This window comes from Mesorhizobium prunaredense, from assembly GCF_900156895.1.
Taxonomy (GTDB): Bacteria; Pseudomonadota; Alphaproteobacteria; order Rhizobiales; family Rhizobiaceae; genus Mesorhizobium; species Mesorhizobium prunaredense.
Map to the genome: position 1 here is coordinate 80166 of NZ_FTPD01000067.1, position 21059 is coordinate 101224.

At 62.4% G+C, this 21059-nt stretch carries 22 protein-coding genes and 2 pseudogenes; 11 read left to right on the top strand and 13 right to left on the bottom strand.

Features of this window, described 5'->3' with window-relative positions; all coding sequences use genetic code 11:
- The first annotated feature begins 158 nt into the window (after nucleotides 1-158).
- Nucleotides 159-1151 carry a glycosyltransferase gene (locus BQ8794_RS29565; protein ID WP_167378894.1) on the top strand — a complete coding sequence of 331 codons (993 nt, stop codon included), beginning with the start codon at nucleotides 159-161 and terminating at the stop codon, nucleotides 1149-1151.
- On the opposite strand, the gene BQ8794_RS29570 is transcribed toward BQ8794_RS29565, so the two are convergent.
- From BQ8794_RS29570 to BQ8794_RS29585, 3 genes and pseudogenes are all read right to left on the bottom strand, one after another.
- The gene (locus BQ8794_RS29570; RefSeq protein ID WP_077382507.1) at nucleotides 1127-2374 is read right to left on the bottom strand and encodes an ABC transporter ATP-binding protein; all 1248 of its coding nucleotides are present in this window, start codon (nucleotides 2372-2374) and stop codon (nucleotides 1127-1129) included. The genes BQ8794_RS29565 and BQ8794_RS29570 overlap by 25 nt on opposite strands.
- An 11-nt stretch (nucleotides 2375-2385) precedes the next feature.
- Nucleotides 2386-3138, bottom strand: coding sequence for an ABC transporter permease (locus tag BQ8794_RS29575; RefSeq protein ID WP_077382510.1), 753 nt, complete (start codon nucleotides 3136-3138; stop codon nucleotides 2386-2388).
- A 1110-nt stretch (nucleotides 3139-4248) separates the two neighbouring features.
- Nucleotides 4249-4680: pseudogene (locus BQ8794_RS29585) on the bottom strand (diacylglycerol kinase).
- Nucleotides 4681-5098: 418 nt separating this feature from the next.
- On the opposite strand from BQ8794_RS29585, the gene BQ8794_RS29590 reads away from it, so the two are divergent.
- On the top strand, nucleotides 5099-5398 hold the full coding sequence (locus BQ8794_RS29590; protein WP_143744759.1) for a hypothetical protein: 300 nt from the start codon (nucleotides 5099-5101) through the stop codon (nucleotides 5396-5398).
- Between the two features lie 330 nt (nucleotides 5399-5728).
- On the opposite strand, the gene BQ8794_RS29595 is transcribed toward BQ8794_RS29590, so the two are convergent.
- Nucleotides 5729-6208, bottom strand: a complete 480-nt coding sequence (locus tag BQ8794_RS29595) for a putative pterin-binding protein (RefSeq protein WP_077382518.1) — start codon at nucleotides 6206-6208, stop codon at nucleotides 5729-5731.
- Between the two features lie 338 nt (nucleotides 6209-6546).
- On the opposite strand from BQ8794_RS29595, the gene BQ8794_RS29600 reads away from it, so the two are divergent.
- Complete coding sequence (locus tag BQ8794_RS29600; RefSeq protein ID WP_077383461.1) at nucleotides 6547-7290, top strand: 2OG-Fe(II) oxygenase; 744 nt, start codon at nucleotides 6547-6549, stop codon at nucleotides 7288-7290.
- 80 nt (nucleotides 7291-7370) lie between these two features.
- Here BQ8794_RS29600 and BQ8794_RS29605 read toward each other — a convergent pair whose 3' ends face one another.
- Entirely contained in the window at nucleotides 7371-8141 is a 771-nt protein-coding gene (locus BQ8794_RS29605; RefSeq protein WP_077382521.1) for a pseudouridine synthase, read from the bottom strand.
- A 272-nt stretch (nucleotides 8142-8413) separates the two neighbouring features.
- Nucleotides 8414-8629, bottom strand: coding sequence for a hypothetical protein (locus BQ8794_RS29610; RefSeq protein WP_077382524.1), 216 nt, complete (start codon nucleotides 8627-8629; stop codon nucleotides 8414-8416).
- 282 nt (nucleotides 8630-8911) lie between these two features.
- On the opposite strand from BQ8794_RS29610, the gene BQ8794_RS29615 reads away from it, so the two are divergent.
- Nucleotides 8912-9175 (top strand): metal-sensing transcriptional repressor, encoded by a 264-nt coding sequence (locus BQ8794_RS29615; protein WP_027154260.1) that lies wholly within the window; start codon nucleotides 8912-8914, stop codon nucleotides 9173-9175.
- An 8-nt stretch (nucleotides 9176-9183) separates the two neighbouring features.
- Entirely contained in the window at nucleotides 9184-10200 is a 1017-nt protein-coding gene (locus BQ8794_RS29620; protein WP_077382526.1) for a cation diffusion facilitator family transporter, read from the top strand.
- Nucleotides 10201-10380: 180 nt separating this feature from the next.
- Here the strand turns inward: BQ8794_RS29620 and BQ8794_RS29625 are convergent, their stop codons facing one another.
- Both BQ8794_RS29625 and BQ8794_RS29630 read right to left on the bottom strand, forming a co-directional pair.
- A complete protein-coding gene (locus BQ8794_RS29625) occupies nucleotides 10381-10737 on the bottom strand; it encodes a VOC family protein (protein WP_077382529.1) in 357 nt (118 codons plus the stop codon).
- A 229-nt stretch (nucleotides 10738-10966) separates the two neighbouring features.
- Nucleotides 10967-11179, bottom strand: a pseudogene (locus BQ8794_RS29630) (sodium:proton antiporter); the annotation flags it as partial.
- Here BQ8794_RS29630 and BQ8794_RS29635 point away from each other — a divergent pair.
- Nucleotides 11147-11461 carry a hypothetical protein gene (locus tag BQ8794_RS29635; RefSeq protein WP_244555180.1) on the top strand — a complete coding sequence of 105 codons (315 nt, stop codon included), beginning with the start codon at nucleotides 11147-11149 and terminating at the stop codon, nucleotides 11459-11461. The pseudogene BQ8794_RS29630 and the gene BQ8794_RS29635 sit on opposite strands and share 33 nt — an antisense overlap.
- Nucleotides 11462-11548: 87 nt before the next feature.
- Here BQ8794_RS29635 and BQ8794_RS29640 read toward each other — a convergent pair whose 3' ends face one another.
- Nucleotides 11549-12646, bottom strand: coding sequence for an AraC family transcriptional regulator (locus BQ8794_RS29640; protein ID WP_077382531.1), 1098 nt, complete (start codon nucleotides 12644-12646; stop codon nucleotides 11549-11551).
- 76 nt (nucleotides 12647-12722) lie between these two features.
- Here BQ8794_RS29640 and BQ8794_RS29645 point away from each other — a divergent pair, with 76 nt between their 5' ends.
- Entirely contained in the window at nucleotides 12723-13835 is a 1113-nt protein-coding gene (locus tag BQ8794_RS29645) for a class I SAM-dependent methyltransferase (RefSeq protein ID WP_167378895.1), read from the top strand.
- Nucleotides 13836-13898: 63 nt separating this feature from the next.
- Here the strand turns inward: BQ8794_RS29645 and BQ8794_RS29650 are convergent, their stop codons facing one another.
- A complete protein-coding gene (locus BQ8794_RS29650) occupies nucleotides 13899-15056 on the bottom strand; it encodes a sulfite oxidase (protein ID WP_077382539.1) in 1158 nt (385 codons plus the stop codon).
- A gap of 255 nt (nucleotides 15057-15311) precedes the next feature.
- On the opposite strand from BQ8794_RS29650, the gene BQ8794_RS29655 reads away from it, so the two are divergent.
- The gene (locus BQ8794_RS29655) at nucleotides 15312-15944 is read left to right on the top strand and encodes a DUF1326 domain-containing protein (RefSeq protein WP_077382542.1); all 633 of its coding nucleotides are present in this window, start codon (nucleotides 15312-15314) and stop codon (nucleotides 15942-15944) included.
- Between the two features lie 8 nt (nucleotides 15945-15952).
- The gene (locus BQ8794_RS29660) at nucleotides 15953-16852 is read left to right on the top strand and encodes a DUF2182 domain-containing protein (protein ID WP_077382545.1); all 900 of its coding nucleotides are present in this window, start codon (nucleotides 15953-15955) and stop codon (nucleotides 16850-16852) included.
- A gap of 24 nt (nucleotides 16853-16876) precedes the next feature.
- On the opposite strand, the gene dinB is transcribed toward BQ8794_RS29660, so the two are convergent.
- Entirely contained in the window at nucleotides 16877-18118 is a 1242-nt protein-coding gene (gene dinB, locus BQ8794_RS29665; RefSeq protein WP_077382548.1) for a DNA polymerase IV, read from the bottom strand.
- A gap of 475 nt (nucleotides 18119-18593) precedes the next feature.
- A complete protein-coding gene (locus BQ8794_RS29675; protein WP_077383463.1) occupies nucleotides 18594-18962 on the bottom strand; it encodes a hypothetical protein in 369 nt (122 codons plus the stop codon).
- Nucleotides 18963-19154: 192 nt separating this feature from the next.
- On the opposite strand from BQ8794_RS29675, the gene BQ8794_RS29680 reads away from it, so the two are divergent.
- Nucleotides 19155-19457, top strand: a complete 303-nt coding sequence (locus BQ8794_RS29680; RefSeq protein WP_027154271.1) for a hypothetical protein — start codon at nucleotides 19155-19157, stop codon at nucleotides 19455-19457.
- Nucleotides 19458-19519: 62 nt separating this feature from the next.
- Here BQ8794_RS29680 and BQ8794_RS29685 read toward each other — a convergent pair whose 3' ends face one another.
- On the bottom strand, nucleotides 19520-20215 hold the full coding sequence (locus tag BQ8794_RS29685) for an XRE family transcriptional regulator (RefSeq protein WP_077382554.1): 696 nt from the start codon (nucleotides 20213-20215) through the stop codon (nucleotides 19520-19522).
- A 352-nt stretch (nucleotides 20216-20567) separates the two neighbouring features.
- On the opposite strand from BQ8794_RS29685, the gene BQ8794_RS29690 reads away from it, so the two are divergent.
- Nucleotides 20568-20960 (top strand): hypothetical protein, encoded by a 393-nt coding sequence (locus tag BQ8794_RS29690; RefSeq protein WP_244555155.1) that lies wholly within the window; start codon nucleotides 20568-20570, stop codon nucleotides 20958-20960.
- Nucleotides 20961-21059: the final 99 nt, after the last annotated feature.

Consider the following 21059-nt stretch of genomic DNA (forward strand, 5'->3'; position numbering starts at 1 on the left):
TCATTTTGCGCTGCCAGGGACCAGAATACAGCCGAGAGAGCGCGAAGCCTTTGTAAATGATGCATCATCGATCGACACCCCGTAGGGCTTGGGTAAGCTTGTCAGCGGCCCGTCGACAACTCGCTTGCGCAGGGGAATTCCAATAGAAGGAGCTCATCTTGAGCGGTAACTTCAAAGTCAGCATCGTTGTTTGTACGTACAACAATTCGTCTGTTCTCGATCGAACTCTGGATCGTTTGGCGCGGCAATACTGCCGCGATCGATCCTGGGAAGTGCTCGTTGTTGACAACAATTGCACAGATGACACCCAGCTTGTCGTCGAGCGCCATAAGAACGCCAAGCGGATAGGACAGCTGAGCGTCGTGAGCGAACGCCAGCAGGGGCTGACACCTGCGCGCCGCCGCGGCGTTAGGGAAACGGCCGGTGAGTGGCTGGCTTTCGTGGACGATGACTGCCTGCTCGATGAAAGCTGGCTGGCGAACGCGATAGCTTTCGCGGACGCACATCCGCGGTGCGGAGCCTTCGGGGGGGTTGTAAGGCCCTACTGGGAGAACGGCGCCGAGCCACTTCCCGATGCTGTGGGCTGGACTCTGGCCTGCCAGGACCATGGGCTCGACGCATGCCGGATTTGGGGGCTGGTCGGAGCCGGGATAGTACTGCGGCGCGCCGCCCTCGAACAGACAGGCTGGATCGAAACGCCCTTTCTCGCTGACCGCATTGGGCGAAGACTTGTGTCGGGGGGCGACACGGAGATCAGCCTTCGGATTTCAGCGTGCGGGTGGGACTTATGGTACACGCCCGATTGCGTAATTGATCACGTTATCCCCGCCCACCGGACCACGCCAAGTTACCTAAAACGGCTGGCGTTCGGTCTTGGCATCTCGCAGGTACTTGTGGACGCCTTGGTCTGGGAGAGAGGTTTTGCATCCTGCGTTGGGCAATGCGCCCGCTCCGCATTGCGTCAGACGCTTCATGCCGCACAGGCCGTGATCCGCGACCAGGTCCGCGGTCGCGACCGGCGGCCGTCCTCCATCAATCTGCATTTCGCCCTAGGGAATTGGGCCGGCATCGGGCGCCTCGCCTTCAAGCGATCCCTGGTTGGCGCAGTGAGTCGTTCTTCTCCTCCTCAGGTCTCGACCTCGAAGTCGTAGACGCAGGGGATTAGGCCTTCCGTCGGAAGCACGCTTCCATCATGTCCGCCCGGCCTAAGGACCTCGACCCGGCAGGCGTGGTGGACATGATCGAGGATGTCACCTGCAAGGTAGTCACCTGATCTCTGTCCCATCCAGAGCTCGAGGCCGTAGGTTCCCGGCAGCAAGTGCAACTGATCTATCGTGACAATCACCCGGTTCCGGCCGGCGCGCAGCCGGCAGGCATTCCCGAGCAGTGCCGTGTCTGCGTTGACGAGCTTCAGGCCCGAAAGGCTATTGATAACCACGGCAAGACTATCGACGTCGATGTCGTTTTCAGCCTCGATGTCTAGCATGCAACGGGCCGGCCCATCGGTGCAGATCTGGCCCGATGAAGAGCGATCACCACTATCGATGGAGACTCCGAGGAATCGCGCTTTGCCATTGCCGGTCCGAGGTGCCGCCGTGACGTCAATTCGATTGCTCGATCCCGCGAAGTCACCCGCCGAGGTCAGATAAGATGCCACAACCTCCCGCGTTCCGCCGAGGGCCTTCACTGATCCGGATTCGAGCCAAAGGCAGCGGGAGCACAGCCGATTGACCGTATCCATGTTATGACTCACGAGGAGCACCGTTCTCCCCCCCTTCGTAACGAGGCTTTCGATCTTGGACAGGGACTTGCGTTGGAAGCGCGAGTCCCCGACCGACAAGACCTCGTCGAGAATGAGAATATCCGGATCGAGGTGGACGGCCACCGCGAAGGCCAAGCGAACGAACATACCACTCGAATAGCGTTTTACAGGTACATCGAGAAAGCGCTCTATCTCAGCGAAGGCAACAATCTCCTCAAAGCGCCTGTCCAATTCTGCTTTCGACATGCCGAGAATGGCGCCGCTCAGATAGATATTGTCCCGTCCGGTAAGGTCCCCGTGGAAGCCGGCACCAACCTCGAGCAGGGCGCCTACGCGGCCGCGGATGCGGATTTCTCCTGCCGACGGATCTGTAATGCGCGAGAGAATCTTGAGGAGAGTTGACTTGCCCGCCCCGTTGAGGCCGATGAGGCCGACGACTTCGCCCGCCTCGATCGTCAGCGACACGTCGCGAAGTGCCCAGTATTGCGTGCCCTGCGCCCCGGACGCTTCGCCCCGGCCAAGCCACGCGCCGATATTCTCACGCAGCGATGTCGGTCGAGGGTGCAAATCGTATCGCTTGGACAGGTTCTTGATCTCGATCGCCGGATTCATGGATGTCCCGATTAGGCCAAATCGACTGCAGTCCGGGACGCTCTCTCGAAGGCGAGAAGCCCTACCAGGAACAGGCCTCCGCTGATCGCTACTGACACGACCGACTGAATTGCCGTTACCCCTGAGGTATTAAGTGCGAGCGACCTCATGCTCTCGATGATCACCGCAAGGGGATTGAACCAGGGGAGCCAGCGAAGGTGAGTCGGGAGGTTAGACAACGGCACGAATACCAATGAGGCGAACATGGCGATCAGGAGCAAGTATTGCATGGCGTGGACGAGATCACGATAGCGTGCCGCAAGCGAGGCCACGCAAAGACCTGCCCCCAGCGTGAAAACGACGAGTTCGATGAATAGGACAGGAATGAGGACGATCCGCCAGGAGTGCGATGTCCACACCCCGCTGACGTGGTAAGCGACTAGAACAATTAAGAAAAGGCTCGTCTGAATGGCCAGTGCGACCAGATTCGACAGACCCACGGCCAATGGAACTGAGCTGCGAGGAAAATAGACCTTTTGGAACAGGTCGGCGTTGTTGACGAAGGTGGCCCCGACCGAGCCGAAGGTCTGAGAGAAATAAAACCAAGGCGCGAGGCTGCAGAGATTGAAGAGAAACGGCGGGACGCCTTCTGTCGTGACACCGGCACCGCCATTTATGGCGACCGACAGGACGATTGCCATCACAATCGGCTGGATGACGAACCAAAGCGGCCCTAGCATCGTCTGAGCGTATTTGGTGACGAGGTCGCGGCGTACGAGCAGCATGACAAGATCCCGTGCTTGCCACAGTTCGCGCCAGTCGATCCACTCCCATCCTGCATGGACTCGAATGCGCGTTTCTCTCACGCCTAGGCCGCCTTACAGCGTGGCATCCGGTCACGCTCGGCGCAACGAGCCTGGTACGCTGACAGAACAGACTGTCCGATCAGCTCGAGCACGTCCGCTGTCGCAGTCAAAGCAGAATCCCAGTTTTTCCCATCAATGTCGGACACGATGCCCGCGCCACCCGAGGTTGCAGCCTCCACTGGTGGTCGTCTTAGCCTAACCGCAAGCGACAATAGCCTTCTCACCTGAACGCCTCGTTCATAACCGCTGGTTGCCCGGCATTTCATCTGCTCGGCGCAGCCATGTATTCCGCTTACCGTCTCCCGGCAAGGATCCGGCCGGGGCGACGGAGCACCGATTTACATGTTGTACCTCACGAATTCTTGGAAATCTACGGTTCGGCGCCGGCGAACGGGTTGCCTTATCATGATGGACGAGCCGTCAACATGGCCCCTAGCGAGATCCAATGAAGCGACGATCGCGGTGCGCAGCTCGATGGAGATTGTGTATCCTCCGTCGCTTCGCGTCTGACCGATGTCGGCGTGATGGACGCGCGGCTTTCCTTTCTCGACACGAAATGCGTCGTTGACCGATAGCGGGCGGGACGCAGATAGTTCGACCTCGGAATGACCGCTCATGGGCGCAAAGCGGACTTCGTCCCAGCGCCGCGTTTTCGGCAGCCCAGCCTTCACCCGCCCCGCTTCGCGGACTTCGTCGCCCCAAACCGCAACCTGTGCCACGCCAACATTGACGATCAGCGAAAGGATCAGGAGCCCGGCACTAACCAGGATGAGGCCGCCGATGAGGAAAGAGCCTTGCCTGAACTGAAATCCATTCTTTTGCCGCGTCCCTGAAGCCCGAGACCGCGCAGACTAATACCATTCCGCTTCAACGCCTACGGGCATCAACGACCGGAAATGACCCATTTTTGGAACTGGGGCGAGTTGGGGCATCGCCAATCACCCTAGGGTCAAAGCCGCAGAAAATGCGGACTGGAACTTGGGTCGCGACGTGGTCTAAATGATCCCCGGATCGAAACGGGCCGAGCCTTCATTGGTCGCGGTGATTTCTGGCAACCTTGCCACCCGCCGTAAGCCATCTCGCATCGAACCAGCGGTCCGCCGGCCCGTCATAGCGCAGCCGGGTGACATCCCAGTGGCTGACGAAGCGCGCGTAGGCGTCCCACACCGGCGGACCGCCGCCGATGAAAACGACACGGCCGGCAAAGCGCTGGAGCGTATCCTAGGGATCCATGCTGGAGCGAACAACGACAAGTTCCCGATCGGCGCGAGCAAAACCCGGAACGCTCGCGATCGTCTTGGGGCCGGCGAGCAAGACGTGTCCTCTGGTGATGTCGAAAAACCGTGCAACGTCGGCGGCGAACTCCGGCGACCGGTTGCCTCCCCATGGGAGGCCGCCTTTTAGGCCGAGGTGCCCCGCCTGGCCGATGGCACAGACAACCCTAACGACAGTCTTCTTCATGAGTACCCCACCGATAGCCGGACTGGTCCCATTAGCGACGTTTGCAGGTCATGCGGCGCAACATGTTTCAGTAAGGCGTTGCGTGCGGCAACGCCTCAAACGCTAATATGTGCCTTCATCTCTCAATCGATCGCGCTGCTCGTTCACCGTGCATCATCACGTGATTTGAAGGGGCCAAGGGCGCGCCTATCGCGACCCTCGACGTTCATCTTAATATACCAGCGACCGTCCATCTCTTCGACGTCGATCGTTGTCTGCGGACGCTTCGGCAATGAGATGGCACCATTTCTGTTAGCCCAACGTGAGAAAAGCATTTCGCGGCAGTTCGGGCAAATGCGGCATAGCAAGGTTGCAGTGGTGTTCGGGTGCCGAACGAACTCCGAAGCGCTCGCCTAATACTTTAGTTGTAATCTGTCACGTGTTTGATATCGTCACGGCGGGAGGAATTCAGATGGCGGTGGAGTGCACATCCGCGCCCTGTATGGGCGTCTTTTCAACCATTGAACTGGATCTCTTGAGGGGTGTGGTTCGGGAAATTTTGCGGTCCCGCGAAGCGGAACTCGACAACGAGGACGCCGAAATGATCGCGCGCGTGGTCATCGCAACCTACAAGGACGGCGCCTCGGGTCGCGAGGAATTGGTTGAAGCCGCCCGGATTGCAGCCAGGCGCTGCGCTCTCGACCATTTTTACGATCGAGCAGTCGGCTTGTTCGCATAGGGTTTCGCATCTGCAGGCCGGCCGGCAGCGACCGTCCACAGTCGCTTTCAGGCTCGGGACCACATCCTCGTTGCAAATGCTCTACGCAGAAGGCCCAGCCTGAACTTGTCCGTATCGTTCATCCTGCCTTGCCTCGTGGCCAGGTGGTTCGTCAGCAGATCTACTTGGATGGGCTGTGACATGAAAAACCCTTGAGCGAAGGCTGAGAAACAATACGGTGATCAGGACCGCAGAGCTGGCTGCTGCAGCCGCAATGGCGGTCCCGTAGGTGACGGGAACGCGCCAGCCTCTCGATCCAAAGCGTGCCACTCGAGCCACGCTGGAGCTCGATCAGTCGCCAGGCTCGAGCGTCTTGATCAGCCAGACCCACCGTGGTTTGTGGATTGGCGTATCGAAGGCAGGGTGGTCGTTGAGCGGATAGACCAGTCTGGTCGGACCTTGCGTGCGCCGGGTCAGCAATTTTCCGTTCTGGCGGGTGGCAAGCAGGAGAGGACCTTCCGTCCAATCTTCGCGCGGAATTATCTGCACATATTCGTCCACCGCCCGCAGAACAACGGAATCCTCGCCTTCCAATCCAACGAGCTTGAGCACATCGCGGAACAGGACGCCTTCAAATGTAAGCTGCCCCTTTTCAAATGGACTTGCGGTGGTGACCCTGTAGAGACCGAGCTTTTCCAGCTGTCGCAACGTGACTGGCACTGACTTGCCGTTGTTCTGAACGTTGAAGGCCACAGTCTCTGGCGATTCCGGGAGATCAACGGGCTCCAACGCCCCGGCCGGCAGGATGCAAAACGCCAGGACTGCCAGCATGATCAGACTGCGCTTAAGGATGAAAGTCCTGTGTTGAGCAAGGATGACATGCGCAATCCTTTTCTTCTCGATGGGCCAGCCGTCGCCTCATCTTCATTCGGGCAGGCGGGGTTAACATTGCCATCAATGTCTAATTTTTCCGTTAGCTCTTGTTCGGCCGACCAACGGGGAAGAGATGCGCAACGGCGAAACTGCCGATCTCCCCGCAAGGGCCCCGCAGGGGGGAGATCGGCAATTTCAACTCTCAGCACAATTCCATTGGCATGAAACGGGTGGTTTGCGTGCGCTGCTTCACCCATCTGATTGCAGAAGCCCGTCAAGCCAGAGGAGGCAAGGCCATGACCATTCATTCGATAGGTTCGAAGGCAGCGGTCCGATCGGCGGAAGCGCGCGTCGCCGGATATGACTGGCAGGCACTGGCCGAGGAGATGAGCGGCTATGGCTGCGCGGTGATGGAAAAGCTGCTGACGCCGCAAGAATGCCGGGAGATCGCCGGGCTCTATCCCGATGAAAGCCATTTCCGCAGCCATGTCCACATGGCGCGGCACGGCTTCGGCAAGGGCGAGTACCGCTATTTCCGCTATCCCTTGCCCGAGTTGATCGGCGGCTTGCGCACCGCGCTCTATCCACGCCTTGCCGCCGTCGCCAACGACTGGAACGAGCGCATGGGCATCGCCCAGCGCCACCCGGATGAACACGCCGCGTTCCTCACGCAGTGCCACGACCAGGGCCAGACGCGGCCGACGCCGCTCCTGCTGCAATACGTTGCCGGCGACTTCAACTGCCTGCATCAGGATCTCTACGGCGATCTTGCCTTCCCGCTGCAGGTGGCAATCCTGCTGTCCGAGCCGGATAAGGATTTCACCGGCGGCGAGTTCGTGCTGACCGAACAGCGCCCGCGCATGCAGAGCCGCGCCGAGGTGGTGCCGCTGCGCCAGGGCGACGCAGTCGCCTTCGCGGTCCACAATCGTCCGGTGCAGGGCAGCAAAGGCAGCTACCGCGTCAATCTCAGGCACGGCGTCAGCCGGCTTCGCTCCGGCCTGCGCCACACCGTCGGCATCATCTTCCACGACGCGAAGTGAAGGTGTTGTAGACTTCCTTCTCCCTTCTCCCCTTACAAGGCCTTACAAGGGGAGAAGGGAGCGCGCTTTGGCGCCTTCGCTCAGCCTTGAAACAGCGCCAGCTCTTCCTTCGTGAGGTGGCGGGCCTTGCCCTTGGCGAGGTCGCCGAGCTGAAAGCGGCCGATCGCCACCCGCACCAGGCGAAGCACGTCCACTCCATGCGCCGCGAGCAGCCGGCGGATGTGGCGGTTGCGGCCCTCGTCGAGGGTGATTTCCAGCCAGGCGGTGCTGGTGCCGCTGCGCAGGATTCCGATCGACCGCGCCGTCAAATCTTCGCCATCGACCGTGGCGCCGGCGCGCAACCGTGTCAGCATGGCCGCGTCGGGCAGGGCGCCGATCTGCACATGATAGACCTTGGCGACGTGCGAGGCGGGGTCGAGCAGGCGCTGGGCGAAACGCGTGTCGTTCGTCATCAAAAGCAGGCCCTCGCTGGCCTTGTCGAGGCGGCCGACCGGCGACACGAAGGGCAGGTCGAGTTCTGCCAGGCAGTCGTAGACGGTGCCGCGGTCCTGCGGGTCGTCGCGGGTGGTGACCAGGCCGCGTGGCTTGTTGATCATCAGGTAGACCTTGCGCTGGGCGACGACGCGGCTGCCGTCGACCTCGATGCGGTCGCGGCCGGGATCGACGCGCAGCGAGCCGTTGCGCACGATTTTGCCGGCCACCCGGACGCGCCCTTCGGCGACCAGAATTTCCGCCTGCTTGCGCGAGCACAGGCCAAGCTTTGACAGCGCACGGCAAAGGCTGACGCCTGATGGATTTGCTCCGGCGCTAGGCGAGGGGCGTGGCCGGCCGGTGTTCGGCCGTGGTGTCATCGTTTTGCGTGATCGTTCCGGCAAGTCAGGTCTTTCCCGCCAGCCCATCTCCAGCCCTGGCGAGCGTTTCCAGGCCGTAACAGAAAGCCGTTTATGTGGATATCTGTATTCTCGTACAGACGTATGAGCTGCGGTGCCTTCGTTGCGACGGGCCGCCTCCGGACTTTGTGGCAAGGTTGGCGCTCTACGGCGCCCCCCTCCGGCAGGACAGAGGGGGGCGCCGTAGAGCGCCAACATCGCCAGCCTCGAACGCGCCGCTTCCCTGGGCTCCGTCAGTTTATCCTGGGCTCGTCCTCGACAACGAAAGATGCGGCCATCAGGTCGTCGGCATCGATCCGCAGGGAGCCTTCACCTCCTCCCATGACAGCGGCTACCTTCTGAAAAATCTTTATCTCGTGCTCGGTAATCCGGGCGCTCCGCATCCTGGCTTTGAGATCAGCGATGCGCAGCCCCAATGTATGGGACGTTCCAATTTCACGGTTCGACATGACAACATGCTCCTCCCCGACCCATGCTTTTTGCCTCCTCACCGGTATTCGCCGTCGCCACCATGCTTGCCTAAATATAAGGCATCGCGAATACAGCGCTCCGAACGCTGGTGCGAGGGGAAGGTTCCAGCGCAACATGGTCACGAAATAATACGGGCTGCCGCCGGCAGGTTACCCGCAGGAGGTGGCTGGCCGTCTTTCTTCGATTTGTGACGGACTCGCCGGCAAGTTGAGCTCAAGGAAGATTTGACTGGATCCTCCAGGGGAGGATACAAAACGGGCATGTCCGAAGGCATCCATCGTTCGCATCCGGCTATCGTGAAGCGTCTGAAGCGCGCGCAAGGCCACCTTGCGGCGGTGCTGTCGATGTTCGAGGCGCATCGTCCTTGCGTTGATCTGGCGCAGCAACTCCACGCCGTGGAGAGCGCCATCAGCAGTGCAAAGCGCGAACTGATCCACGATCATATCGAGCATTGCCTGACGGACACCGCGGAAGCCGGCGGCAACTCGCTGGCCGAACTCAAGCAACTGGCGAAATATTTGTGAGCCGTCAAATGCCTGTGCTCGGCGCGCGCATCCTCGATTGGTTCGGGTTCGGGCCGCGCGATCACGCCGCGCATGGTCATGGCCATCACGATCATGCCAGCGGGTCGCATAGCCACGGGGTCATCGATGCGACCATTGCGACGACCGACCGCGGCATATGGGCGATAAAATGGTCGTTCGTCATCCTGACAATCACCGCGGCGATGCAGATGGTCGTGGTCGCGCTGTCGGGCAGCGTGGCGCTGCTGGCCGACACGGTCCACAACATCGCTGACGCCACCACCGCTATTCCGCTGTGGATCGCCTTCCTGCTGGCCCGGCGCAAGCCGTCGCCGACCTTCACCTACGGCCTGGGCCGGGTTGAGGACCTGGCCGGGATCATCATCGTCGGGATCATCCTGTTCAGCGCCATCGTCGCCGGTTACCAGGCCATCGACCGTTTGATCAATCCACGCGTGGTGACGCATCTGGGCTGGCTGGCGGCGGCGGGCGTTGTCGGCTTTCTCGGCAATGAGGCCGTCGCGGTTTTCCGCATCCGCGTCGGCCGCGAAATCAACAGCGCCGCACTCATAGCCGACGGCTACCACGCCCGCACCGACGGCCTGACCAGCCTTGCTGTGGTCCTCGGAGCGTTCGGCGTCTGGCTCGGTTTTGCGCTGGCCGACCCGATCGTCGGCCTGCTCATCACGCTTGCAATCTTCGGCATCGTCTGGCAGTCGGCCCGCTCGGTGCTGACCCGCATGCTCGATGGTATAGATCCTGATGTCATCGGCGACATCCAGCATGCCGCCGCGCATGTGCCGGCAGCGCGCATTGTCGAGGCCAAGGCGCGGTGGATCGGTCACAGGCTGCACGCCGACATTGCCATTGCCGTAGAGGAAAGCCTGCCGGTCTGCGAAGCGAAGAAGATCACCGCAGCGCTCGAGCACCAGCTGTTCGAGCACATGCCGGCGCTTGCGGCGGCGAATATCAGATTGGCGAACGCGGATGCCGATCATCCCCACGGCGGGCACGACAGCCACTAACGATCGCTCCAGTGAGCGGGTGCAGCCGGAGAGCGGCATCTGAATTTTGACTAGCCCCTGAACGGCTGGAGAAGGTGGATAGTGTTGAAAAAGTCCGGCAGAGCAGGATAATTTGCGTTCGAATCTCCATCCCGCTCCAAAGCCTTTACCTGGTCGCGCGTCCGGGCGGAAAACGGGCACTTAAGCAGCCCCGGCTTTGTGCGCCAAAGCATGCCTCGGCTGGTAGAGGCCAAGCGAGCCGCCACTGGGAAGCGAGACATGCGTGAGCAGGCCCCAGCCTTCATCGGTGACAGAAGTGCATTCAACATCGTGCGATTTCAGCTCTTGGATTGTGGCATTGATGTCTTCGCACATGAGATAGACTTCGTGGCTGTCGACTTCGGCGGCCGGGTGAACGGCAATCTCGGCCGGCGGCAATTCGAAGATCAACCAGCCTTCGGCAGCATCGACTGCTGGAAAACGTAGAACATTGCGAAAAAATGCGCGGTCTGCCTCGGCATCCGTGCTGTAGATGATCATGTGTGCGCCGGAAATCATGGCTCCTTATCTCCCTGAAAGTGATGCGAACAAACAAACTATTGCCGTTGCAAACGACGTTTTCGGCGCTACCGCCCGTCCACACAGCCGCTCGATATCGGCAAGCATATAGGTCGGCCGGCCGTGATTGCAGGTGCCGGAACCCGGCGTTGCCTCAAAGACCGACGCCTGCCAGGCCTCACGCTATCAGCGGAAGAAGCTGGAGATGCTGTTCGCGCAGCTGCCGCCATCACCCGGCCATCGGTCTTGAGTCGACCTGGCGCGCGTTTTGGTTCTGGTCGGCGACAGGGGCGGCTGGGGCATCGATCCGGCTCAGAATGTGATCCGAGATGCCGCGCGCGATCTCCCGCTCGCCCATGATGATCAGATCGGCGCCGAACTTCTTCAGGTAATCCACTTCGGCATCGGAATGCGCGCGGGCGATGATCTCGAGCTTTGGATTGAGGATGTCCAGCTCGACGTCGTCAGCCGGCTCCGCATGCGCGGCAAGGCCGACGTGTCGACCTATTTCGGCAATTACGACCGCATCAGCGACTGGACGCTGTCGCTGGGTTCTGTCGATGGCCGGCCGGCGATCCTGATCCGCAACCCGCAGGAGCCGGACGGCGCGGTGCGCGGCTTCATGCTGGTCGAATGGCAGGACGAGCGGGTCGTCCAGATCCGCGATTTTCGTTATGCGCCGTGGTGCCTGGTGGACGCGGAGATCAGCACTGTGGAGGGGTAGGGGAGGGGCTGGAAATGGTGCGGAGATGGCGTGCGAAGGCGCCTGTCGGGGCATATTGTGTTGCTCAAATTGGCCTCCGGCCGCCCGTTATCCGCGCCGGCCACTGCGCCAGCCAGCCGGCGAGACGCCCGCGAGCTTCTTGAAGCTCCGGCTGAAGGCCGCTTCGGACTCGTAGCCGACATCACGCCCGACTGTCGAGACTTTGGCCAGCCCATCAGTGAGCAGTCGCGCGGCCAGTTGTACGCGCCATCGCGTGAGATACTGCATCGGTGGGCAGCCGACGAGACGCGTGAAGCGGGCCGCGAGGACGGACCGCGAGACGCCGGTTTCATGTGCGAGTTCTTCAATTGTCCAGCCCTGCGCCGGATTCTCGTGGACAAGCGCAACGGCCCGGCCGACGGCGGGGTCGCGCAAGCCGGCCAGCCAGCCGGTCTGCTCCGACGGCAGTGCCTCAAGATAGCGGCGAACGACCTCAACGAACATCAACTCGCTGAGGCGCAGGCGGATGCATTCAGCGCCAGGCCGTTGAACGGACACCTCTGCCAGCGTCAGCTCGATCAGCCGGTCGAGCAGGTCGCTCGGTGCGCCGGCCGCACGCCGAATGCGTATCAGCGGAGGAAGGGCCCCGAGCAGAGGATTGAACGGCCTTGCATCGCAGCCAAGAAAACCGCAGACATATCTGGTCAGGCCGGGGCCGTCGCCACCTTCGTTGACTACGAAGGGCAGTTGTCCGGTCGCCATGGCGCGAAAGAAATCGAGCGAATCTTCCAGGCTCAAACCTGACCGCACTCCGGGCGCACTGCACATCGCGTACGAATCCTCATGCGGGATCACAAGTATGTCGCCTTCGGCAAATTCCATCGGCGGACCGTCACCGATGCTGACCGAGCCCGATCCTTGGGTGATGATGTGGTAGGAGATCACATGCTGGGCGCGCGGCAGGATGAGATGGGCAAATGAGTCCGCCCGCGGCACTTCCACACTCCAGGGCGAAGAGGCATCGACCCAGAAGAAAAGCGCGCCGGTGAGCTTTATCACGCGCAGCACGTCCGAAAGCACATCCTTGTCCGGCGCGGCCGAAGGTGCGGCATCGGGAACGACCTCTTCCGCTCGCCGTCCAGGCGATGGCGCAGGAACGGACGCTGCGGCAAGCGATTGAGACGCTGGGTCATGGAGCGTGCCCATGGCCAAGTCTACTATGCGCCGAACAGCATATCCACCGCGCATCCCGTGGAATCCATGCGATCAACGGAGGTCGACCATGTCTACCTATTGCTTCTTCGACGTGCGTGAAATCACCGACCAAGCCAAGGTCGAGCAGTATCTGGCAGGGGTCTTTGCAACGGTTGAACAGTATGGAGGGCGCTATCTGGTGCTGGGCGGGAAATCCGACCTTGTCGAAGGAGACTGGCAGTCGGTCTATCCGGTCATCGTCGAATTTGCCGACGGCGAGCATGCCCAGCGCTGGTACTCATCGCCTGAATACGAGCCACTGAAGGCGCTTCGTGTCGCCGGAACCCGATCCAGCGCAGTGTTCCTTGAAGGTGCAACGCCGGGATCGGAGCAAGCGGCGGTCCAGACCCACCGGGGTAGGACATCGAAAACGCCGGCTGAAATCTACGACTCGCTGTTCGTTCCAGCGCTGTTCCGACAATGGGGGCCTGTCGTCGCCGCCGAGGCGCGAATAGGGAGGGGCGACCGCGTCATCGACATCGCCTGCGGTACCGGTGTGCTGGCGCTCGCGGCCCTCGACTGCGTTGGCGCGGAGGGCAAGGTGGTCGGGCTTGACCCCAATCCCGATATGCTTTGCGTTGCCCGCCGCAAAAGCACGCGAATCGAGTGGCGAGAAGGGCGCGCCGAGCAGGTTCCTTTCCCGGATGAAAGCTTCGACGCCGCAGTCAGCCAGTTCGGCCTGATGTTCTTCGACGATCGAGCAGCCGGACTGCGGGAAATGATGCGCGTGGTTAAGTCCGGCGGCCGGCTCGCCGTCGCGGTCTGTGACTCGCTCGACCAGTCGCCCGGCTATGCCGCAGTGGCGGATATGCTTGAACGGCTGTTTGGAAGCGACGTTGCGAACGCGTTCCGCGCGCCCTTTGTGCTCGGCAATGCGGAGCTACTGCGCTCGCTCTGCGCGAAGGCAGGCATAGAGCGTGCCGAGGTGAAGCGGCACCGCGGAACGGTGCGTTTTGCCTCGATCGAGACGCTGATCTCGACTGAAAGAGCCTGCATCTGGACGTTAGGCGGGCTTTTGGACAACGAGCAGTTCAAGCGGCTTCTGGAGGAGGCCGAGCGGGCACTTATGCCTTACGTGACAGCAGCCGGCGCCGTCGCTTTCGACATGCCGGCGCTCGTCATCACGGCATCCAAGGACTGACGCTGGCGACCAGTCTGCGATCAGGCGCTGCCTGATTCACCTTCCCGCGTGCAGCACAGCCTATCAGACGACACGCACGCGGCGCGTCACCTGGCCATTGCTTTCCCAGTATGTGTGTTTCTTGGCAATCAAGGGATCGTCCATTGCTGGTTGAACTTGTCCCGTGGTGCTGACCGCGCGCGAGGTTACCGTGTGTTCTCCGGCGCCGGCATTTGGCCAATCGAGCGACCAGATCTTCCAGGCGTGCTCGGCCTCCTCACTGTGGTCGATGGTCGCCCGTATCCAGGGCCCTTGATCGATTTGCACTTCGACCCGGTCGATCGGTGCCCCCCAGGCTGCCCCAATGATGCGGTAGTCCGAGTCCTTCCGGGTGACTTTTGCGGGCGCGGACTTTATCAGCGCTCGGCCGACTGAGTTCTCGGTCCACACGGTCTCGCCGTTGTGCTCTTCCTCCCGGATGGTGACATAGTCGCGCGCCATCAGAAGGCTCATGAAGCGGGTGTCACGCACCTCGATGCGCTCCAGCCACTTGACGTTGGCGATGCCGTACCAACCCGGAGCAATCAGCCGCAGCGGAAAACCATTGGCCGCCGGCAAGGCGGCTCCGTTCATTTCATAGCAGAGCAGGTTGTCTGGGTTCGTCGCTTCGGCAAGCGACATGGCGCGCGCGAAGTTCTGCTGCATCTTGACGTCGCGGATGGGGACCTCGCCTGTGTCAGTGCCGAAAAAGACAACCTCGATGCCATTTTCCAGGACGCCGGCTTCCTCGAGGATCGGGGCGAGCGGCGTCCCTGCCCAGCGGGCATTGCCGATGCCGCCGGTGAAAAAGGGAAAACCGTGGTTGCCCGAGCATTCGACTGTGAAAACGACCTCCTGGCGCGGCCGCGCCCTGATGTCGGCGAGGCTCAATTTCAGGGGCTTCTTGACCAGCCCGCCGATCTCCATCGACCATGTCTTCTCGTCGATCGTTGGTCGGTTGAAATGCGAGATGCTGAAGAACTTGTCGTTTGGCGTTATCCAGCTATCCAGATCCTCCCAGACAAGCTGCTTCTGGATACCGACCGGATCGGGATTTTCGGTCGGCTGGTCCAGCCACGGAACAACCTCCTCGCTCGGCCGCGTTGGAAAAGCGTAAGCCCGACGCGAGGTATAGAGGGCAGCGATTGCGACAAGAGCCGCGCTTCCCTGAACAAGAAGTTCTCTGCGTTGAAGATCAGGCATGTTGTTTCCTCCCAGTTGATCCGGTAAAGGCTGCAACGTGCCTTGGGCCGCAGCCTGAACACGGATAGGCGCAATGAACGTTTGCCCGCCCGGAGATTATCCGGACAGGTCAGGCAATCAGCGGCGCATCTCAAGCATGTGAAGCCTTGGACGAAACTCTCGCTTGGGTTTCGCCTTTTTCAAGGGTGCGCCTTTGAGAGGGTAGAGTCTAGGTGTATGATGATGGTCTAATATTTCGAGATCAGGGAGGACAGCATGACGTCTTGGGAAATCAAGGGACGCGAACTGGTCAATTGCACCTGCGAATATGGCTGCAACTGTCAATTCAATGCGCTGCCCGACAAGGGCCATTGCCATGCCGTTGCCGGCATCCAGATCGACGAAGGTCATCATGGCGAGACCGTTCTCGACGGCCTGCGGATCGCCGCGATCTTCAAATGGCCCGGCGCGATCCACGAGGGCAACGGCGAAGCCATCGCTTTCGTCGACGAGAAGGCAACCGACCAGCAGCGTAACGCGCTGCTGCGCATCATGACCGGCCAGGACACCGACCCGTTCGCGACGATGTTCGCTGTCTACGCCTCAACCGTGACAAAAATGAATGAGCCGGTCTTCACCAGGATCGATCTCGACCTCGATGTCGACGGCCGCAGGGGCCGCATCTTCGTCAAGGACTACATCGAAACCGTCGGCGAACCGATCCGCAACAAGGTGACGGGCGCGGACTCGCGGGCTCAGATCGTGTTGCCGAACGGCTTCGAATATGCGGTCGCCGAGATCGGCAGCGCTTCGAGCACAACCAGCGGGCCGGTTCAGGTGACCACCAAGGACAGTTACGGCCAGTTCGCGCGGCTGCATCTCAACAATCACGGGGTGGTGCGGGCCTGACGCGGCGCATGGACGGCGGGTCGCCACTGGAACGGCTGCTCAGGCGCGACCGCGTCATCACGATTGCGGGCGTGGTGGCGCTGTGCCTGCTGGCCTGGCTTTATATCGTCGCCGGCGCAGGGCTCGGCATGAATGCGTGGCAGATGTCGAGGCTCGCGCTATTTCCCCACCTGCAAACTCCGAACATGACATCCGATATGACCTCTGACATGCCTGGCATGGACATGTCTGGCATGGACATGTCCGGCATGGACATGAGCGCGATGGCGGCGGAGCCGCGGGTCTTGGGGGCCGCGAACTGGGCGCCGATGATCGCCATGTGGTGGGTCATGATGATCGCCATGATGTCGCCGAGTGCGGCGCCGACCATCCTGCTCTATGCGCGCGTGCATCGCCATGCGCTCGCACAGGGCCAGATCCAGGACAAGCTCGCGCCGACCGGCGTGTTCATGGCAGGCTACCTCCTGGTCTGGCTGGGGTTCTCCGTCGCGGCCACCGCATTGCATTGGCTGCTCGAACGCGAAGCCTTCGTTTCCGCGACGATGATGAGTTCGCAGAGCCGCTGGCTTTCAGCCATCGTCCTGATCGGCGCGGGCCTGTATCAGCTCTCGCCCTTCAAGAACGCCTGCCTGTCGCATTGCCGGGCACCGACCGCATTCCTTGCGCGACACTGGCGTCCCCACGCAGCTGGCGCGCTGCGTTTGGGCGCACTGCACGGGGCGTTTTGTGTCGGATGCTGCTGGATGCTGATGGCGTTGTTGTTCGTGGGTGGCGTCATGAATCTGGTGTGGGTTGCCGGGCTCGCCATTCTGGTCCTGGTCGAAAAGCTGTTTCCTGCCGGCCAGTGGGTTGGCCGGGCAGCCGGCATCGCCCTCATCGCCTGGGGCGGCGCAACGCTTTTGGTCTGATGAACAGAGACGCCTCTTGTCGGCTTACAATTCCTTTTCGGCCAGCTCGCGAAACGCGTCGGGGACCGATCGCGACTGCCCGAGCGCGACCGAGGCATAGCCGACCGCCTCCCAGCCGAAGCGGTCGCGGATCTTGTCGACGGCGCGGTCGGCGGTCCAGCGTGCCGCGCCCTTCCTGGTGCCGGGGCGGCGGCGGTCGTCGTCGAGGCCGAGCGGCAGTTCCAGCTGCAGGGCCGGTTGCTTCTCCAGATGCGACACGGCGATCGCCAGCAGCGAGATGGTCTTTTCGTGCGGGTGATCGACAAGCACCTTGCGCACCAGCGCCTCGGCGATCTCGGCCAGCATGGCGGTTGCCGAAATCGGCTGGTCGAGCGTGATCGAACGCGTCACCGAACGCAGATCGGCAAAGCGAACGCGGACCGTCACCGTGCGGCCGGGCCGCGATTTCGCCCGCAGCCTGGTGGCGACCCTGTCGGCCAGATGCAGCAGGGTGGGCACGAAGATATTTGCCTCGGCCGGTCTCCTGCCGAGTGCCGATTGCGCGCCGGCCGATCGCGCCCGGCGCTGCGTCTCGAGCTTGCGCGGATCGCGGTTCCAGGCCAGCGCGTTGAGTTTTTCGCCCGCCGCCGGGCCGAGCAGGCGCTCCAGCGACCCACCATTGGTCTTCGCCAACTCGCCGATGGTGCGCACACCAATGCCGGCCAGCCGCTCCCTGGTGACCGGACCGACGCCCCACATCAGCTCGACCGGCAGATCGTGCAGAAACTCCAGCTCGTGGCGCGGATCGACCACCACCAGCCCGTCGGGCTTGGCCACCTGCGAGGCGATCTTGGCCAGGTGCTTGGTGCGCGCCACGCCGACCGAGATCGGCAAGCCAAGCTCGGCCCGCACGCGGCGGCGGATGGTTGTCGCGATCTTGGCCGGCGGGCCGAACAGATGGGTGCAGCCGGCGACGTCGGCAAAGGCCTCGTCGATGGAAATCCGCTCGACCACCGGGGTGAAATCGCCGAGCACCTGAATAGCCGCATCGCCGAGCCGCTGATAATCCTTGAAATGGCCGCCGACGAAAATCAGCCCGGGGCAGAGTTCACGCGCCCGCCGCCCCGGCATGCCGCCACGCACACCAAAAGCCCTGGCCTCGTAGGACGCAGCCAAGACGACGCCGCCGCCGACGGCGATCGGCTTGCCGCGCAGGGCGGGGTCGAGCAACTGTTCGACCGAGGCATAAAAGGCGTCCAGATCAGCGTGGAGGATGTTGGCTTCCATCCGGCCCGTTCGCCCGCGGCGCTTCGAACGCCGCATTGTCTTGAGAGTGGGTTTTGCGTGGAACATAAAGAGAACAAATAGGGTGGATTGTCAAGGACCGTGGAGGGCAGGTGGAGGGTAGGTGGAGGGTAGTCGCTTCAGGTTTGCGCTGCCCCAATCCGCAGCGTTGGTGGCTGGCGAAAACTGAAGCGGCTGCTGCCCCCGGGGGAGATGTCCGGCAAGACGGAGGGTGTAGTCCCGCCGACCTCTCAAGTCCTGGGTTCCTCGCCCCTGCGAAGCGGGGGAGAGGTGGCCGCGAAGCGGCCGGAGAGGGGGCTTTCGTAGGGCGCAGTCCCCCTCTCCGTCTCGGCTTCGCCGAGCCACCTCTCCCCCACTTTCGTGGGGGCGAGGAACCCAAGCTGGAATGAAGCCGCGAATGCCGCTTCGGCTTTCACTAACTACCAATGCTGCTGGTGCGGCGCCGATCCTCTGCAGCTTACGCCGCCTGCCGTGACCACAGGCGGTGGCCGTAGCGGCGGAAGAAGCGCGCCAGCAGAAGCTGCTGCCTGGCGCGGGCGAGATCGCCGCCGCGCCTTTCCTGGCGCCAGCGCGGCATGTTGCGATAACAGGCAATGAAGTGGGCGGCGTCCTCGAGCGCCTCCTCAGCCGACTGCGCCGGGCGGATCGCCGCCAGGAACAAGGCCTCGCCGAGCTTCAGCCGGTCGACCAGTGCCTTGCGCTGGCCATGGCCGAGGCGCGCCCGGCCTATGCCGTCGAGGCGGATAGCGGCGAAGGCGGCGAGCATGGCCGGGCTGTCGCCGCTATAGCCGCAATCACGGGCGAACTGGGCGGAGAGGGCGTCCATCTTCGTCTCCTTGGCTGGCAGCGGCGCGACGGAGACCCGGTCCCGCGCCCATTCGGTTGGGGTATGGTATATAAGCATAACTCAAAAATTTGCACAAGTTAAACTTTTGTATGGGTTGAGCGGAACCGACTCGACTCTTCGGGAAAAACCCCTAATGATGTGGACAAAACAGGAACTGAGGCATCAGGGACGATGGCATTGCCGGGCAAGGAAGCAACGATCGCCGAGGTCGTCTCGATTGCGGTCGAGTGTATCGATTGCGGTCGAAACAGATGGTGGAAGCCGGCGGAGCTGAGGCGTTTCGGGGTGACCGCGCAGACGCCGCTGGCGGCGCTGTCGGGGCGGCTTCGCTGCTCGGCCTGTCGCGCCGATGGCCTGCCGGGCGCGGCGGTTTCGATCCAGGCGGCGTTCATCGACGAGCGGCAGCAGCGCCGCGCCGAGGCGCGGATGCTTGGCGAGCGCGAGGTTCTGCTGGAGAGATCCAGGCGGGCTTGAGTGTGTGGCGAATCCACCTTCTCCCACACCAAGGGGAGAAGGCGCGCGCTCCGCCGCCGCCCTCAATAGCCCAGCAGTTCCTTGAGCGGGATGACGCGCCAGACGTGTTTTATCGCGTAGCGGTTGAAGGTCAGCGTCTTCGGCGGATTGTACTGCTCGACGACCAGCTCGGCGGCAGTCCGCTTGACCAGCTTTTTGATGAAGGCCTTGCCGTTGCGCTCGTTTTCCTCGGGAAACATCTCGATCACCACGTGGTCGCCGGGCACAGCATCGCGGCCGCCGCAATAGAGCATCTCGCCGGGCTCGTAGCGCGGCACCATCGAGTCGGAGAGCACGTGCAGCGCGAACACTTTGCGCAGATGGGCGATGCCGGGCGGGCGCTGGACATAGCCGGCGACCTCGCCGTTGAAGGTGAAGTCGCCGTCGTCGCCGCCGACCGCCGCACCCAGAAGCTCGATGTCCATCGGGCCGGCGGGCAGGGGGGCGGCGTCGGTGACGATCTCGGCGTCGGCGACATTGTCGGCGTCGTCGAGGAAGACGACCTCGCCCTTGCCGAGCGCCACCGGGTCGACGCGCAGGAAGGCGGCGGTCTTCAAAAGGTTCTCGGTTTTCGGCAGGTTGCGGCCGGTTTCCCAATTGCCGACGGCGGCGACGTCGGTGTCGTTGTGCTCCGCAATATGGCGCATCACCAGGCCGCGCTGCTTGCGCGCCTTGCGGATCGCCGCCCCGACCTTGATCGACAGTGAGGTTTTCGCCATGGCGCCATCTGAAACATAAGAATCGGTTTCGTCTATGAAAGAATGGCTTGCATAAGTTTTTGAGTTATGCTTATATATGGCCATGCACAAGCCACGTTACCCATGTCGCTTTCCCATCCGTCCCGGCTGTTCTCCTCCCCGACCGGGACGAAGCCCGAGGCTCGCGCCTCGGATCCGGTCGCCCTGCCGTCAGCGGCGGCGACCGGAACGGCCGGAGCCGTCCCTCACGGCTCCGGCCCCGAATTTCGGCGACGCCGCGCTGCCCCTCACCTGCCTGCCGGCATCCTCCCCCCGTGAACGGGGAGAGGGACGCAGCCTCGGCATCTACGCAACCTTTCAATGGAACAACGCCATGCCCGCCTATCCCGACACAAAATTGCAAAGCATCGCCCGCACCCCAGCCAGGCTGGCGCCGCCGGTCTGGCTGCCGCAGCGCCCGTTCGTGCGCGAGATCCACGGGCCCGACGGCGAGGCCCTCAAGCTGTCGTCGCCGCGCCCCGCTGCCGCCGTCGGGCGCCAGCCGCATGTCGCGGCCATGCGCTTCATCGACTGCCTGTTCAACCGCTGCCGCGCACCGCTCGATCTGACGCTAGAGGAAGACCCCGAAAACGACGCGCCCGGCAGCCGGCCGGCACTGGACATGCTGTGCTGCGGCCTGCGCACGCGGCCGCTGAAAAGCTACTGCGCCTATCACGCGGCGCGGTTCTGCGACCATCGCCGTACGGCTCTCGCGGACGCAGCGTGAGCTAGGTCTTGGGTTCCTCGCCCCGCTACGCGGGGAGAGGTGGCTCGGCGCAGCCGAGACGGAGAGGGGGCGCCCTACGCGAAGTCAAAGCCGGGTGAG